Consider the following 15,783-nt stretch of genomic DNA (forward strand, 5'->3'; position numbering starts at 1 on the left):
TCAAAATCTTTTTTCCCGACCACAAAAACAACAACTTACAAGGAACGTTTACTCTTTATTAACCCACACTTAACAAACATCTTCGTGCCTGTTTAGCGGGGTGCAAATGTAACACCCTTTTTTAATTCTTAAAGGATTTTTTTAAAGAAAAATTAAAGTTTTTTTCAAACTCCTTGTTTTCAGTAAATTACACACGCTGCGAAAAAGAGCGGCCTTAAAATTAAAACTTTTTATTCACTCTCACAAGCTTCAAACCCCTGTTTCACTCTTAATGTTTTATTAATTTTTTGTTTACGTATAATTCATCTGCTCAAATCAAACCTACATACAACCATAATAGAAGCAGAAAAGTATTATGCTCATCGCTTTACTTAAAACCTATGTCCTACTATATATGAGACATCCCATAAACTTAAGTCTTATATATTGTATGGCTTGTGCCGGTATACTATCTTTGCATCCTTATTACATAAAATGGGCATGATGAAAATTACATTACCGGACGGAAGTATTAGGGAGTATGAAAAAGGAAGCACTCCTATGGACATTGCCAAAAGTATCAGCGAAGGTTTTGCGCGAAACGTGATTTCGGCAAAATTTAACGATACGGTATTAGAAACCGTTACCCCTCTTAATGAAGACGGGGCACTAGTTCTTTATACTTGGAAAGACAAGGAAGGTAAAAAAGCATTTTGGCATTCTTCTTCACATATAGTTGCACAGGCACTTGAAGAATTATACCCAGGCATAAAATTAACTATTGGCCCTGCTATTGACAACGGGTTTTATTATGATGTTGATTTTGGTGAGCACACCGTTTCTGAAAAAGACTTTCCTTTGATAGAAAAAAAGGCATTGGAAATTGCTCGTGGCAAGCATGATTTTAAAATGCGCCCTATATCCAAAGCTGAAGCCTTATCTTTATATAAGAGTCAAGGAAATGAATTCAAGGTAGAACTTATTGAGAATCTTGAAGACGGTACTATTACTTTTTGCGACCATGATACTTTTACAGATTTATGCCGTGGTGGCCACATACCTAATACAGGTATTGTAAAAGCTATAAAAATATTAAACGTTGCGGGTGCTTATTGGAGAGGTGATGAAAAGAAACCTCAATTGACCAGGATTTACGGTATCTCTTTTCCAAAACAGAAAGAACTTACCGAATATCTTGCCTTAGTAGAAGAAGCAAAAAAACGTGACCATAGAAAACTTGGTAAAGAACTTGAACTTTTTGCTTTTTCTCAAAAAGTTGGTCAAGGTTTGCCATTATGGCTACCTAAAGGTGCTGCTTTAAGAGAGCGTCTAGAAGATTTCCTTAAGAAAGCACAAAAAAAAGCGGGTTACGAAATGGTGATTACCCCACATATTGGCCAAAAAGAACTTTATGTTACTTCTGGTCATTATGAAAAGTATGGTGCTGACAGCTTTCAGCCTATTCACACTCCAAAAGAAGATGAAGAGTTCTTGCTAAAACCTATGAACTGCCCTCATCATTGCGAAATATATAACGTACGCCCATTTAGCTACAGAGAACTACCAAAAAGATATGCGGAATTTGGTACAGTATATAGGTATGAACAGAGCGGTGAACTTCACGGCCTTACAAGGGTTAGAGGTTTCACACAAGATGACGCCCATATTTTCTGTACCCCTGAGCAGTTAGATCAAGAATTCAAGAATGTAATAGATCTTTCTTTATATGTTTTAGGTTCATTAGGCTTTGACAATTTTACCGCTCAAGTATCCGTAAGAGATTTAGATACTCCCGAAAAGTATATTGGATCAGTAGAAAACTGGGAGAAAGCAGAAAATGCAATCATCAATGCAGCTAAAGAAAAAGGTCTTGATTACGTAATTGAAAAAGGTGAAGCAGCTTTTTATGGTCCAAAATTAGACTTTATGGTGAAGGATGCCCTTGGTAGACAATGGCAATTAGGAACCATACAAGTAGATTATAATCTACCTGAACGCTTTGATCTTACATACAAAGGCAGCGATAATGAGCTACATAGACCGGTAATGATACACCGTGCACCCTTTGGTAGCATGGAGCGCTTCATTGCCCTGTTACTAGAACATACAGGAGGAAATTTCCCATTATGGCTCATCCCAGAACAAGCTATTGTATTGCCTGTGAGCGAGAAACATGAAAAATATGCGGAAAAAGTTTTAAAATCCTTAGAAAATGACGAAATTCGCGCCCTTGTTGATGCTCGGAATGAGACCGTCGGCAAGAAAATACGTGAAGCAGAAATGAATAAAATTCCTTTTATGCTAATCGTCGGGGAAAATGAAGAAGCATCGAACACTATTTCTGTTCGCAGACATGGTGGTGAAGATTTAGGCTCTATTTCCCTTGAGCAGTTTTCTGACTTGGTAACTAAAGAAATTAATAGTACCTTAAAGTCGTTTTAAAAAATTTAAGTTTAACTAAAAATAATTAGTCATAGCAATACGTAAAAGATTTAGGCCCCAACCTAGGAGGGAGAACAAAAACCCTCATAAAATCAACGAAAAAATACTATCACCTGAAGTAAGGTTGGTGGGTGACAACGTTGAAGTAGGCGTATACCCTATAAGGGTAGCTCTAGATAAATCGGAAGAAATGGGTTTGGATTTGGTTGAAATATCACCAGATGCAAAACCACCGGTATGTAAGATTATAGATTACAAGAAGTTTCTTTACGAACAAAAGAAGCGTGAGAAAGTCATGAAGTCCAAGGCTACGAAGGTGATCGTAAAAGAGATCCGTTTTGGGCCTAACACGGATGACCATGATTACGACTTCAAAAAGAAACATGCAGAAAAGTTCTTGCAAGATGGTGCCAAGTTAAAGGCATACGTATTCTTTAAGGGACGTTCTATAGTATATAAAGACAAAGGTGAAATTCTACTTTTAAAACTTGCCCAAGATTTAGAAGACTGGGGAAAAGTAGAGCAGTTGCCAAGATTAGAGGGTAAACGTATGACTATGTTTATTTCCCCTAAAGCGAAAAAATAAAGGTAACATAGTTTTATACTATGTTAACAAAAGAGATACTGACTTCTGTCCGCCATTTGCGGACAGTTTCAGCATAAATAAGTGAGATTCATATAAATAGGAAAAATGCCTAAACAGAAAACAAAATCGAGTGCCAAGAAGCGTTTTAAGCTTACCGGTACTGGTAAAATTAAAAGGAAGCACGCTTTCAAAAGTCATATTTTGACTAAAAAGTCTAAAAAGCGTAAGCTAAAGTTAACACATGACGGCTTGGTTCACCAAGCAGATGTTAACAGTATTAAAGAACAATTACGTTTAAAGTAAAAGTTCTTTCGGTAAAAAAGTATTAACCCTGGAGTTAGGCTCACAAGTATGCTAATAAAAGCATCGCCTACTACAAAAAATTAAAATTATGCCAAGATCAGTAAATGCAGTTGCTTCTAGAGCCAGAAGAAAAAAGGTGATAAAGCAAGCCAAAGGTTATTTTGGAAGACGTAAAAACGTTTGGACAGTAGCCAAAAATGCGGTAGAAAAAGCAATGTTATATGCTTACCGTGACAGAAGAAATAAAAAGAGAACTTTTCGTGCTCTATGGATCACTCGTATTAATGCGGGTGCCCGTTTACACGGTTTGTCTTACTCTCAGTTTATGGGAAAATTAAAAGCTAGCGGAATTGAATTGAACAGAAAAGTTCTTGCAGATTTAGCAATGAATCATCCTGATGCTTTTAAAGCAATCGTAGACCAGGTTAAATAAATTAAGAATATATCTCACTTATAAAAAACCCGTTACACTAGTGTAACGGGTTTTTTTATTCCCCAAAAGCAGTAATCACAAGGTTCCTTCCTGAAGCATGGTTTCTATGCTCACATAAATAAATTCCTTGCCAAATACCAAGATTCAACTTTCCTCCAGTTATTGGTATTTGTACAGACGCTCCCATCAAAGATGCCTTAATATGCGCAGGCATATCATCTGGCCCTTCATAGGTATGAATATAATAAGGCGCATTTTCAGGTACCATTTTATTCATGTGGCTCTCAAAATCTGTTCTAACCGTAGGATCTGCATTCTCATTAATTGTTAAGCTAGCAGATGTGTGCTTTATAAATACCTGACACATGCCAGTTCTAATAACACTAAGTTCGGGAAAAGAGCTTAGAAGCTCTTCGGTCACTAGATGAAACCCACGTCTACGAGCTTTAAGCTTTATTTCCTTTTGAAAAAATTTCATAAATTTTGTATATCAAATAAATGTAAAACTTTCTAAATACGAACCCTAATTAAATTACGAACAGATACCTTTGCTTCTTCTAAAAAACACACATGGATACATCAAAAGTAAAAATGGTTGTCACAGATATGGACGGCACGTTATTGAATTCTAATCACGAAGTAAGCAGTCGTTTTTTTGAGCTTTTTGAGAAAATGAAACAGAAGGGCATCATTTTCGTTGCCGCTAGCGGCAGACAGTACCATAGTATTGTAGATAAATTAGAACCCATTAAAAACGACATCATTGTAATTGCTGAAAATGGTGGTTTTGCCATGAAGCAGGATACAGAACTACTGGCTACCCCTTTACCAAATGAAGCTAAAAATACGGTTCTCAACGTATTGGATACTATTGAGAATATCCATCCTGTGCTTTGCGGCAAACACAGTGCGTACATAAAAAGTGACTCTGAAGAGTTTGAAGCAAAACTGAGGGAATATTATACCGATTATAAGGTTGTTGATGACCTAAAAGATTTTGATGGTGAAATACTTAAAATTGCAATTTATCACTTTGAAAGCTCCGAAAAATACATTTATCCTTCTGTGTCTCACTTAGAAGAGAACCTAAAAGTAAAAGTATCTGGAGAGAACTGGGTAGACATCTCTAGTCCTAATGCACATAAAGGCTATGCACTTAAAAAGGTTCAGGATTTATATGATATTACCCCAGAAGAAACCATGGTTTTTGGAGATTATAACAACGACCTGGAAATGCTTGGCCTTGCTCATTTCAGTTTCGCTATGGAAAATGCACATCCTAACGTAAAAGAAGCTGCTAATTACCTTACTGATAATAACGATAATTTTGGTGTAGAAAATATACTGCAAGCAATGCTAACTGGAATGGATGCTAAAAAGTAGACAGCTTAGAGTGTTGTACCCAGTAGTTTACTTGGCAAATACCCCATTGATTTTTTAAACGCCACCGTAAAATGTTGTGGGTTAGAATACCCTACTTCGTACGACGCTTGAGCAATTGTAAAATTTTGCTCAAGAATTAAGAGTTTCGCCTTTTCCATACGCAGCTGTGTAATAAATTTAAATATCGTAGTTTGATGCACTTTTTTAAAACAATTTTTTAGCTTAGTTGTATTAAAACCAGCTACTTCGGATAGTTCTTTAATTGTAAGTTTTAATTTTAAGTTCTGTTGGATATGCGAAACTACTTTTTCAATAGCTTCATAATCCATAGCGGGTAATTGTGCCTTCTTAATTTCGTCTATACAATTTTCTTTCTTTAAAAACGCCTCTATTACCAAGCAACGCATTTGAGATTCTATGTAATTCGTTTTAGCCTTTCCTGTGTACGGACAGTTTAAAATTTCAAGAAGCAGTACTCTTAATCTTTCGGGTATTGGTTGTCCCTTTTCCCATAGACTTCTAGGGTATTTCCCAGAGGAATTTAAAAAATCCTTGAAAGTAATGTGCTCCGTTCCCAATAAATCTTCTAAGAACTCCTTTATAAAGAATATTTCTACCGAAATATAATCTAAGCCTTTAAACTTTTGAGTTCCCAAAATGTTGGGCCATTGAATGATGTTATAAAAACCAGAATCAATATTCACTTTGGCTTTATTCTCTAAACCAGTAAATTCATAGTTTCCTTCTAACAAGAAATGAATACCAAAACAAGAACAAGAACTTTCATATTGCACGTCAGAAAAATTACCGAAACTCAACTTCCGCAATAGGACTGTAGCCCCATCTACCCGAAGCTCATGCTTACTTCCGTTAATACTCTTTCCTATCTTAAAGACTTCAGTCTTAAACGCATTTTCATGTATTAATTCTATTGAATCAACACCATTTTTTACGCTGTACTCCTCTGATGGGAAAAGACCTATTCTCATTAATTCTTAATTCGTAACTAAAACTTCTCTTTGCGTTATCCCTACCTGAAATCCTAGGTTAGTTTTGCAAATATATTTATTTAGACTTAATCTTAATAAAAAGAACCGACTTTTTTGACCTATGAAGCATTTATTTACCCTGTCCTTATTCTTCATCTTTATAACCGCTTATGGTCAAGATACCTCTGGTACTCTCACTGGTTCCGTTACGGATGTGAACGGCGAATCCTTGCCATTCGCTAGCATTGTAATAACAGGGCTTAACAAAGGTGTTTTATCTAATAACGATGGTTTTTACACTATTACTAACGTGCCCGAGGGTAAACATAAGCTTGTCGTTTCCTTTATCGGTTATGGTACGCGCTCTAAAACAATCGAAATAAAAGAAGAGAACAGAAACGTTCAGATAAATTTTCAATTAAAGGAAACTACTGAAAATCTAGATGAAGTTACGGTAAAAGGAAAAACACATAAAACCGCTCTTGAGACCAAAGGATTTTCCGCAAACTCTATTGAAACCAAAGAGGCAGGTCTTAGAAGTATTCAGACCAATGAACTTTTGAATACCACAGTAGGTGTAAAAATTAGGCAAAATGGGGGCCTGGGTTCTAATGTAGAATATAGCCTGAACGGCTTATCAGGAAGTTCGGTCAGTATTTTTATTGATGGAATTCCAATTTCTATTTATGGATCATCCTTTAACTTGAACAGTATTCCGCCCTCAATGATCAAAAATATTGAAGTTTATAAAGGTGTGGTTCCCGGACATTTATCCAGTGACGCCATCGGGGGAGCCATAAATATTGTACTTCATGAGGGAGGAAAGAACAACCTGAACGCTTCCATTTCCTATGGATCCTTCAACACCTTACAGACTAATTTAAATGGCGCATACCGAGCAGAAAAATCAGGCTTCACTTTAAAAGCATCGGCTTTTCACAACTACTCGGATAACGATTACAAAATATCAGGTAGGACTATAGTTGACATCGCCCCAAATGGGGTACAAACGCCTATAGTAGCCAGAAGGTTTAATGACGCTTATAGATCTACCGGTGGTATGGCACAAGTAGGGTTTACGAACGTTAGCTGGGCCGATCAGTTTTTTATAGGTGTTACGGCATCAGATGAATACAATGAGGTACAACATGGTACTTTCGTAACCGTATCCCCATACAAAGGTCGCTTTTTGGAGTCCGATGCACTACTTGCAAACCTAACGTATCAAAAAAAGAATTTTCTTGTCAAAGGACTTGATATAAACGTAACCGGTGTATACGGCAAACGTAATCGTATTATAAACGACACGGTTGCTGAAGCTTATACATGGGCAGGTACCAGATTGATAGGTTTTGATGGGGAACCGCTTGAGTATGCATGGGGCTCGCAAAATGAAAATGGTCCTACCCTAGCAAAAATAGCTAGAGACGTATCTTCAATCCGGTCGGGACTGTCTTATACCTTCAATGACCACCATAAAGTGCTATTAAACCATGTGTATAGTGGTGTGGATAGGGAGGATAGCGATGAAATGATATCGTTGTTAGAAAACACATTTCAACAAACAAGCGATCTTTACAAGCATATTGTTTCTTTAAGCTATGAACTAAATGCCTTTAACGAAAAGCTGAAACTGAATGCTTTTGGCAAACATTACATCCAAAAAGTACTCAATACCCAACCCGTTTTTAATGAAGACAATACAGCGGTAATTGATGAAGTTTACCAGAGCGACAAAGACTATACGGGTTATGGCTTCGCAGCTTCTTACCTAGTCACCCCAGCAATAACTTTATTGACATCTGCAGAAAAAGCGATTCGTCTGCCCAGCGAGAGCGAGGTGTTTGGTGATGCCGGTGATAATTTACTTCCCAATTTAACCATTCAACCTGAAACAAGTAATAATATAAATATCGGTTTCAGACTGGGGAAATTCAACCTGAAGAAACACGGAATAACATTAAGCACCAACTTCTTTGCCAGAAATATTGAAAATAGGATAGGATTACCAGCAAATGCAGATGGCTTAAAGGAAAGTGATGAATTCATACAATATACAAACCTAGAGAATACAGCAGAATCTAAAGGATTTGAAGCCGAATTATTTTATAGCTACGATAACAACCTAGGGTTCAACTTCAACATAAGCCGTATGAGTTTAACGACGGTCAATTCGGGAGTTGAAGCAAATGTCCCCAACGCTCCTTTGTTTACTATGAATGCAGGTTTACGCTACACTTTTAAAGATTTTATTCAGTCAAAATCAACACTGAATCTATTTTACAACACCTACTACACAGATGAATTTGCCTTTAAGTTCGCAGCAGGAACGAACACAACAGGTGAAGAAGTATTCTTGATTCCGGAACAGATCAGCCACGATTTTGGACTCAGCTATACATTCCCTAAAACTTGTTTTGTCCTGAGCTTCGATGTGAAAAATATATTTGACCAGGCCATTTATGACAACCTATCCGTACAAAAACCCGGAAGGGCATTTTATTTAAAATTAAACTATATCATCAACAATTTTTAACCTCTTAAAGTAAATCGAAAATGAAACGTACTTTTTTAAACCTTAATACTATTGCCTCAATACTACTTGCGGCCGGACTTATTACCGCTTGTAGCAGTGACGATAACAATGTAACTACGGAGGCAGAGTCGGAAACCGAGACGGAAACAGAAGAAGAAGCAACCGAAAATGCTAGATGGATTACCATTGCCGGTGCCAAAATGGGCGATGAACCAGGAGACGGAAATGGAGGGACTTTGATCTATTCAGTAACTAGTGAAGACGCAAAAGACCCTACCGTTCAGATAGACCCTTTCAACAATGGATTTGTTGCTCCGTCTAACAGAACGGCAAGATTGCAGGCTTCAGAAGATGGAAATACGATTTTCAACATTAGTTATGCGGGTGATACCGGAGGAAACTACACAAAATACTCCGTAGAGGGTGCAGGCGTTTTTAACCAAACCGGTACAGAAATAAGTATTGCACCTTATGTAGGAACAGCTCCAAGATGGATTAAATTATTTGATGGAGATAACACCGGCTGTGCGGTAAGAGTGGATGTTGAACACATTGTAGACGAAAATGATACTCCAGATGATATTACAGATGACACTTACATACGTACAAGCCAAACTGTTGGTATTGTTACGTTGAATTTAGTTGATTCTCAAATAAACAAATACCAACAAATTGATTTATCAATAGGCGAAGAGCTAGAATCGCAAGGGTATTATATTGGTAGAATTGACATGCCAACCTTAAATGCTGCCGGAGACAAATTATATATTGGTGCTCGTATGAATAAAGTTGACCCAGCAACTTTATCTAGAGATGAAGAGAATGCAGCAGATCTTGAAAGTGATAGCGACTATGAAGTTTTAGGTTCTAAAACAATTGTTGTGGACTATCCTTCATTGGAAAATCCAACTATAATAACTTCTACAGTTGGTCATGGTGATACAAATGGGTACCGTAGTATTAACTCTTTTGAATATGACGGTAGTGTTTACCAAGCCAATCAAAATGATCCAGAAGGCTCTTACATCCTAAAAATTGGAGCAGACAATCAGTATGATGATTCGTACGCTTTTAATTTGGACGATGCTTTGGGAATAACCGGTGCTTATGTATTGGCATGGAGACCAGCAGCCAATGGCAAAGCCGTTTTAGCTTACCGTCATGATGGGTCTGTAGAAGGTGTTGCGGGAGCTCAAGGATTTTTTGCTCTTGTTGATTTAAACGCACAAACTGCAGTAAGAATAGACGACATACCTTATAATCCTGATTTCTACTTGTTCCAATACCAAGGTTATGCGGTTGAAGGAACGGAAATCTACCTAACGCAAGCGCCTGTTGGCCAAAATGGAAACATTTACGTTGTAGAAACTGAAACCGGTGAAGTAATACAAGGTGCAGAACTTATTAACGCAGAGGGAAGCCACTTTATCGGAGCCTGGTAGAACAACAAAATAGCAGATTTTAAACCATTATCGGACATTCTGTTCGGTAATGGTTTTATCCACTTAGAACCTATAATCCATTTGATCATGAAAAATAATATTCTTAACACTATCATTTTAGTACTTAGTTTTAGTTTGGTTTCCTCGGGAGCAATAGCGCAGCGAAATGCCCCACGTGACCCAAATCCTTTCTTAAATAAGGACTACTGGGAAAAACAACCCAGCATAAGCACCATTCAATCTACCATTAAAGATGGTCATTCAGTAACCGTTGCCAATAGAGGTGGTTTTGACGCAACTACCTATGCCATTTTTGCTAAAAATCCGGTGAGTACCGTTCAATATCTGATTGATCAGGGGAACGATATCAACAAGCGAACCCACGATTCACGTACTTACGTTTTCTGGGCCGCATCCAGTGGAGACCTTGAAATGGTAAAACATTTGATTAACAAAGGCTCGAAGTTAGATTTGGTAGACTCTCACGGCTACGGCCCAATTTCATTTACTGCAGCTACAGGACAAACAGATACTGCCATCTATAATGCATTTATTGCAGGTGGTGTCGATGTAAAAAACGAAAAGGACCACCATGGTAAAAATGCACTTTTAATTGCCGCAGGTAAGATCAAAGACCTCACTATTATTGACTACTTCATTAGCAAAGGATTGGAACTTAACAGTACGGACGAGCATGGTAATGGTATTTTTAACTATGCTGCGCAGGGAGGTAATATTGATGTTTTGAAAAAATTGGTAGAACGAGGTGTTTCTATTAAAAAAAACGAAGGAACCGGTGAAAACGCAATTTTATTTGCCAGTAGAGGCGGAAGAGGTGCTAGTAACGGTATTGAAGTTTTTAAATATTTAGAAAGTTTGGGGCTAAATGCAAATGTGAGCAGCAAAAATGGCGTAACCCCTCTTCATAACTTAGCACGTTCTTCAGAAGACATCAAAGTGTTTGAATATTTAGTAACCAAAGGAGTTGATCCAAATGCCGTGGATAACGAAGGTAACACTGCGCTACTTAATGCCGCCCAAAGAAATTCGCTTAAAGCAATTACGTTCTTTGCCGAAAAATCTAAAAACATTGACCAAAAAGATAAAGGAGGGCGTACGGCTCTTGCCATTGCCGTTCAAAACAATAGTGCGGATGTAGTATCCTATCTCATTTCTATAGGTGCAGATGTTAATGTTATAGACGAAAAAGGGAACAACCTAGCGGCTTATTTATTTGGAACCAGAGGGAAAATTCGTGACTACGATGCAAAAGTAGCCGCTTTGACCGAAAAAGGCTTTGATTTCAAAAAAGCACAAGGTGACAAAAGCACGGTTTGGCATTTGGCAGTAGCTAAAAACGATTTAAAATTGCTTAAAAAAGTCAATGCTTTTGGTGCTGATATCAATGCCAAAGATGCTGACGGAAATACGCCGTTACACTATGCAGCCATGATAACGGAAAATGCAGGAGTGCTTAGATATTTATTAGCAAATGGTGCGGATACCGCTTCTACCACAGAATTTGGTGAGACCGCATTAGATTTGGCAAAAGAGAACGAGCTATTGGTCAAGAACAAGGTAGATTTAGAATTTTTAAACTAGTACATGATGAAAAATAACATAGTAAAAACGCTTAGTATTTGTGGTTTAGCTTCTTTAATTATGCTCTGTTCCGCCTTTGTTAAAGAACCTGAAGTAAGTTACAAATGTATGATTCAGATGATGAACTACACTGGTGAAAAAGCCTATGTAGTGGTCTCGTTGATCAACCCGGAAGGAAAATACGAAAAGACGCTTTACATTCAAGGCGATGATAAAGAATGGTTTCCTGATTTAAAAGAATGGTGGAAATTTAATGATGGCTCAAGTGAAAATGTTGATGCTATTTCTGGTGCCACCATTGGTAACGGTGAACGAAATATAATTTCTTTAGGATTCAACACTATTCATATTGATGCAGGTTACAAATTACGTTTTGAATCTGCGGTGGAGAATCAGGAATACTATGTTGTAGACGCTGAAGTTGAACTGAATTCGGCTACTCTAAAAGAGAAAGTAGATGGTAAAGGTTACATCCGCTACATAAGAATGGTACCTAACAAATAGTTTTTATGATTGTATCGGTATGGAGGTTTAGCCACTTACTATTTGCTATTATATCTTCTCTTTTTCTTTTGATAGCATCGGTAACCGGAGTGATTCTCGCTGTAGAACCTATTTCTAATAAAATGGAATCTTATAGCATTTCCGGAGCCGATGAACTTTCTTTGGCAGAGACTTTAGAGAATATCAATACAAAATATGAAGAGGTATTAGCTGTAAAACGAGACCGAAACGGTTTTGTAAGTGCTACGGTTATTATAGATGGCAATAATGATGAATTCTACATTGATCCATTTACCGGTGATAAATTGGGAAATCTTATTCAAAAAAAGCCTCTTTTTCAATTTGCTACCAACCTCCACCGATCTCTTTTTTTAAAATCTACGGGGCGTTTTCTAATCGGATTTGCTTCCTTTTTACTTATTCTGATAAGTATTTCTGGCATTGTTCTTATTGCTAAAAGACAAGGAGGATACAAGCAATTCTTTGCACCTGTTGTCCGTGAAAATTTTTCTCAATATAACCATGTTGTATATGCAAGATTTTCTTTGATTCCACTTTTGGTATTAGCGATCACTGGCGTATATCTTTCCTTACTTCGTTTTGATGTTATCCCAGATTCTCAAGTATCGTTACAAGTCGATTTTGATTCCATTCAGGAGGAACCTTTTAAAGAATACACAGAATTCGACCTTTTTGAAACTACACCCTTATCAGAACTTCGGGAACTGGAATACCCATTTTCTGAATTTGTAGAAGATTATTATATCATACGGTTAAAGGACAAGGAGCTATATCTGAACCAAGTTACCGGAGACATTCTTGCCGAAGAAAAACACCCTATAGTTCAAGTAATGTCATCTTGGGCTACAGTCCTCCATACCGGGGAAGGGAGTATTTTATGGTCAATGGTACTCGGTTTGGGAAGTTTAGCAATTCCCTTTCTAACGGTTACCGGATTTATGGTATATTTTAAAAGACCTAAAACCAAGGTTGCCAATGAATATTCAAAAAATGAAAGTGAATATGTTATTTTGGTAGGTACCGAAGGCGGTACCACACTTCAATTTGCTCAAGAGTTACACAAACAGCTTTTACTATCGGGTAAAAAAAGTCATCTGGCACTGATGAACCAATATTCGCTTTTCAAAAAAATGGAACATTTAGTGGTCATTACGGCCACATACGGACAAGGAGAAGCCCCGGCATCCGGAGAGAAGTTCATACAACTGGTCAAAAAAAATCAACAGAAACAAGCTTTTGATTTTAGCGTAGTAGGTTTTGGCTCTACGGCCTACCCGAATTTCTGTCAGTTTGCTTACGAAACCCATGAGGTCTTAAAAGCCTCAAATAATAGTACTGCACTGGAAGAAGTCTTTACGGTTAACGACCAATCTTTTGAGTCTTTCACTAATTGGTGTTCCATTTGGTCAAAACAAATGGGTCTGCCTATTAAGTTGAAAAAACCTAAGCTGATTACAAGTTCAAAACCTGCATCAACTTTTAAAGTTATTTATAAAGCGGAACTACCTGAAGATGATACTTTTCTTTTAAGCCTCAAAAATCTTAATGGGTCAAAACCTGTTTCAGGCGATTTATTGTCTGTAGTACCAGCCGAAGGAGCTCGTGAGCGCTTATATTCCATTGGCAAGTTAAATTCGGATACACTTTTAATCAGCATCCGAAGACACGAAAAAGGATTATGCTCTAACTATCTATATCAACTTAAACAAGACGCAAAACTAACAGCTATTGTAGTAAACAACCGGAATTTCCACTTTCCAAAGCACTCTAGGAAAACGGTATTTATAGCTACGGGAACAGGTATTGGTCCTTTTCTAGGAATGATACAGGAAAATATCAAAAGAACTGAAATTCATTTGTATTGGGGAGCTAAAACTAAAGATGCGTTCAATCTTTATAAAGATTACATTGAAACGGCACTACAAGAAGGTAAATTGACCGATTTTAAAACCGCTTATTCTCGCCAACAATCAGAAAAAATATACGTGCAGCACTTAATTGAACGAGATAAAGACTTGTTTTTAGAAGTTTTAAAAAAGAAGGGTTGCATTATGATTTGTGGATCCATAGCTATGCAAAAAGAAGTTTTACAAGAATTGCAGCAACTCAGCAACAAATACCTTAACAAAGATTTAAGCTACTATCAAAATCGAAAACAAATAAAGATGGATTGCTATTGAATTAAGGGAATCAAAACTCTATTTACGTCTTCTGCTTCTTCTTTCTTGCTGCAGGAAATAGCACATTGTTCAGTATTAAACGGTATCCGGGAGAATTAGGATGTAATTCCAATTCCGTTTTTGGGTCCCCTACTCTATGTTGATAATCCTCAGGATCATGCCCACCATAAAACGTAAAAAAGCCCTTACCCTTAACTCCGTGAATATAACGCGCTTCGCCATTCAGCTTATTTTCTCCTAAAACCATTACCGTCGGCTTTACTTCATCTCTATTAAAAGCGGTTGTCTGCCCCATAAAACCCTTTACCAATGCGGTATGATTTTGACAAAGCATGGTAGGTACGGCATCCCATTTAGCAGAAAAATCCATTAATGAAAAGTAGTCGGACTCTTTGGGTACGTTGCCTCTCTTACTGGTCATATCAATTGAAGAGAACTCATATTTAAGCGGATTTCTTTCTAAAGTGAAATCAGTAAATGCAAAAGTCTTGCTGTAATTTAACTTACTCTGATAATTTGCGTCAGAAGGGTCATTATCAAACATTGGCTCGCAAATATCAACTCCCTCTGCAGAAAGTGCTATATCAAAACTATCTGTAGCCGAACACATGGCGAACATAAAACCACCACCAATCACATATTTTCGTATTTTTTGAGCTACCGCTCCTTTCTCCTCCGATACTTTTGAAAACCCATGCTCACTAGCCAGAGCTTCAGCAGATTTTTTTTGTTCAATGTACCACGGCGCTGCTCTATAAGCTCCATAAAATTTACCATATTGGCCCGTGAAATCTTCATGATGAAGGTGCAACCAATCATATAGTGCCAGTTTATCACCTAAAACTTCTTCATCATAAATCGTTACATAAGGAATCTCAGCATAGGTCAAAACCATAGTTACGGCATCATCCCAAGGTTGGTTTCCTTTTGGAGAGTAGACGGCAATTTTAGGCGCTTTTTCAAGAATTACCGCATCTTGATTTTTTGAAGGACTGCTGATGTCAGTTAAAATACTTTGAGTTTGACTATCGGATAAAATTTCAAAAGAAACACCGCGTATTTGACATTCTTTACGAATAACGTCTCCATCAGGAAGTAAAAATGAACCCCCTCTATAATTTAAAAGCCACTGTACTTTTTGTTGTTTGCTTAACACCCAATAGGTGATTCCGTAAGCTTTTAGATGATCCTTCTGCCCATCAACATCCATAGGAATTAAAATGGAAGATGCACAAACCTGCAAAACACCTATGAAGAAGAAAAGAGTTGATAAAAGCGATTTCATCATATGTATAGCTCTTTGATTTTCTCTAAAGATACTTGAAAAAGTACGCTTTTTATGATAGCCAAAGTTAAAGCTATTAGAAAACTACCCAATTTTTT

At 37.3% G+C, this 15,783-nt stretch carries 13 protein-coding genes; 10 read left to right on the forward strand and 3 right to left on the reverse strand.

Annotation, left to right across the window (positions count from 1 at the left end):
* Positions 1 to 480 precede the first annotated feature (480 nt).
* The 4 genes from thrS to rplT all read left to right on the forward strand — a co-directional run bounded on the left by thrS (position 481) and on the right by rplT (position 3,743).
* A complete protein-coding gene (gene thrS, locus IWB64_RS00005; RefSeq protein ID WP_194532083.1) occupies positions 481 to 2,421 on the forward strand; it encodes a threonine--tRNA ligase in 1,941 nt (646 codons plus the stop codon).
* Between the two features lie 37 nt (positions 2,422 to 2,458).
* Positions 2,459 to 3,007, forward strand: coding sequence for a translation initiation factor IF-3 (gene infC / locus IWB64_RS00010; RefSeq protein ID WP_317171994.1), 549 nt, complete (start codon positions 2,459 to 2,461; stop codon positions 3,005 to 3,007).
* Positions 3,008 to 3,112: 105 nt separating this feature from the next.
* Positions 3,113 to 3,310 (forward strand): 50S ribosomal protein L35, encoded by a 198-nt coding sequence (rpmI, locus tag IWB64_RS00015; RefSeq protein ID WP_027064530.1) that lies wholly within the window; start codon positions 3,113 to 3,115, stop codon positions 3,308 to 3,310.
* Between the two features lie 88 nt (positions 3,311 to 3,398).
* On the forward strand, positions 3,399 to 3,743 hold the full coding sequence (gene rplT / locus IWB64_RS00020) for a 50S ribosomal protein L20 (RefSeq protein ID WP_194532084.1): 345 nt from the start codon (positions 3,399 to 3,401) through the stop codon (positions 3,741 to 3,743).
* Positions 3,744 to 3,798: 55 nt separating this feature from the next.
* Here the strand turns inward: rplT and IWB64_RS00025 are convergent, their stop codons facing one another.
* Positions 3,799 to 4,221 carry a secondary thiamine-phosphate synthase enzyme YjbQ gene (locus IWB64_RS00025; protein WP_194532085.1) on the reverse strand — a complete coding sequence of 141 codons (423 nt, stop codon included), beginning with the start codon at positions 4,219 to 4,221 and terminating at the stop codon, positions 3,799 to 3,801.
* A gap of 92 nt (positions 4,222 to 4,313) precedes the next feature.
* On the opposite strand from IWB64_RS00025, the gene IWB64_RS00030 reads away from it, so the two are divergent.
* Positions 4,314 to 5,126, forward strand: a complete 813-nt coding sequence (locus IWB64_RS00030; RefSeq protein ID WP_194532086.1) for an HAD family hydrolase — start codon at positions 4,314 to 4,316, stop codon at positions 5,124 to 5,126.
* Between the two features lie 5 nt (positions 5,127 to 5,131).
* Here the strand turns inward: IWB64_RS00030 and IWB64_RS00035 are convergent, their stop codons facing one another.
* Positions 5,132 to 6,115 (reverse strand): helix-turn-helix domain-containing protein, encoded by a 984-nt coding sequence (locus tag IWB64_RS00035; RefSeq protein WP_194532087.1) that lies wholly within the window; start codon positions 6,113 to 6,115, stop codon positions 5,132 to 5,134.
* Positions 6,116 to 6,236: 121 nt separating this feature from the next.
* On the opposite strand from IWB64_RS00035, the gene IWB64_RS00040 reads away from it, so the two are divergent.
* The 5 genes from IWB64_RS00040 to IWB64_RS00060 all read left to right on the forward strand — a co-directional run bounded on the left by IWB64_RS00040 (position 6,237) and on the right by IWB64_RS00060 (position 14,400).
* A complete protein-coding gene (locus IWB64_RS00040) occupies positions 6,237 to 8,651 on the forward strand; it encodes a TonB-dependent receptor (RefSeq protein ID WP_194532088.1) in 2,415 nt (804 codons plus the stop codon).
* Between the two features lie 20 nt (positions 8,652 to 8,671).
* Complete coding sequence (locus tag IWB64_RS00045) at positions 8,672 to 10,093, forward strand: hypothetical protein (protein ID WP_194532089.1); 1,422 nt, start codon at positions 8,672 to 8,674, stop codon at positions 10,091 to 10,093.
* Between the two features lie 87 nt (positions 10,094 to 10,180).
* Positions 10,181 to 11,695, forward strand: a complete 1,515-nt coding sequence (locus tag IWB64_RS00050) for an ankyrin repeat domain-containing protein (protein ID WP_194532090.1) — start codon at positions 10,181 to 10,183, stop codon at positions 11,693 to 11,695.
* Between the two features lie 3 nt (positions 11,696 to 11,698).
* On the forward strand, positions 11,699 to 12,199 hold the full coding sequence (locus IWB64_RS00055) for a DUF2271 domain-containing protein (RefSeq protein ID WP_194532091.1): 501 nt from the start codon (positions 11,699 to 11,701) through the stop codon (positions 12,197 to 12,199).
* A gap of 5 nt (positions 12,200 to 12,204) precedes the next feature.
* Positions 12,205 to 14,400 carry a PepSY domain-containing protein gene (locus tag IWB64_RS00060; RefSeq protein ID WP_194532092.1) on the forward strand — a complete coding sequence of 732 codons (2,196 nt, stop codon included), beginning with the start codon at positions 12,205 to 12,207 and terminating at the stop codon, positions 14,398 to 14,400.
* 22 nt (positions 14,401 to 14,422) lie between these two features.
* On the opposite strand, the gene IWB64_RS00065 is transcribed toward IWB64_RS00060, so the two are convergent.
* The gene (locus IWB64_RS00065; protein WP_194535762.1) at positions 14,423 to 15,685 is read right to left on the reverse strand and encodes an asparagine synthetase B; all 1,263 of its coding nucleotides are present in this window, start codon (positions 15,683 to 15,685) and stop codon (positions 14,423 to 14,425) included.
* Positions 15,686 to 15,783 lie beyond the last annotated feature (98 nt).

Source organism: Zobellia nedashkovskayae (assembly GCF_015330125.1).
GTDB lineage: Bacteria > Bacteroidota > Bacteroidia > Flavobacteriales > Flavobacteriaceae > Zobellia > Zobellia nedashkovskayae.

Excerpts from the sequence above, each read along its gene's own strand:
- IWB64_RS00055 (WP_194532091.1), top strand. The coding sequence starts at position 11,699 with ATGATGAAAAATAACATAGTAAAAACGCTTAGTATTTGTGGTTTAGCT.
- IWB64_RS00040 (WP_194532088.1), top strand. The coding sequence starts at position 6,237 with ATGAAGCATTTATTTACCCTGTCCTTATTCTTCATCTTTATAACCGCT.
- IWB64_RS00030 (WP_194532086.1), top strand. The coding sequence starts at position 4,314 with ATGGATACATCAAAAGTAAAAATGGTTGTCACAGATATGGACGGCACG.
- IWB64_RS00060 (WP_194532092.1), top strand. The coding sequence starts at position 12,205 with ATGATTGTATCGGTATGGAGGTTTAGCCACTTACTATTTGCTATTATA.
- IWB64_RS00065 (WP_194535762.1), bottom strand. The coding sequence starts at position 15,685 with ATGAAATCGCTTTTATCAACTCTTTTCTTCTTCATAGGTGTTTTGCAG.
- rpmI (WP_027064530.1), top strand. The coding sequence starts at position 3,113 with ATGCCTAAACAGAAAACAAAATCGAGTGCCAAGAAGCGTTTTAAGCTT.
- IWB64_RS00025 (WP_194532085.1), bottom strand. The coding sequence starts at position 4,221 with ATGAAATTTTTTCAAAAGGAAATAAAGCTTAAAGCTCGTAGACGTGGG.
- thrS (WP_194532083.1), top strand. The coding sequence starts at position 481 with ATGATGAAAATTACATTACCGGACGGAAGTATTAGGGAGTATGAAAAA.
- IWB64_RS00045 (WP_194532089.1), top strand. The coding sequence starts at position 8,672 with ATGAAACGTACTTTTTTAAACCTTAATACTATTGCCTCAATACTACTT.
- IWB64_RS00050 (WP_194532090.1), top strand. The coding sequence starts at position 10,181 with ATGAAAAATAATATTCTTAACACTATCATTTTAGTACTTAGTTTTAGT.
- rplT (WP_194532084.1), top strand. The coding sequence starts at position 3,399 with ATGCCAAGATCAGTAAATGCAGTTGCTTCTAGAGCCAGAAGAAAAAAG.
- IWB64_RS00035 (WP_194532087.1), bottom strand. The coding sequence starts at position 6,115 with ATGAGAATAGGTCTTTTCCCATCAGAGGAGTACAGCGTAAAAAATGGT.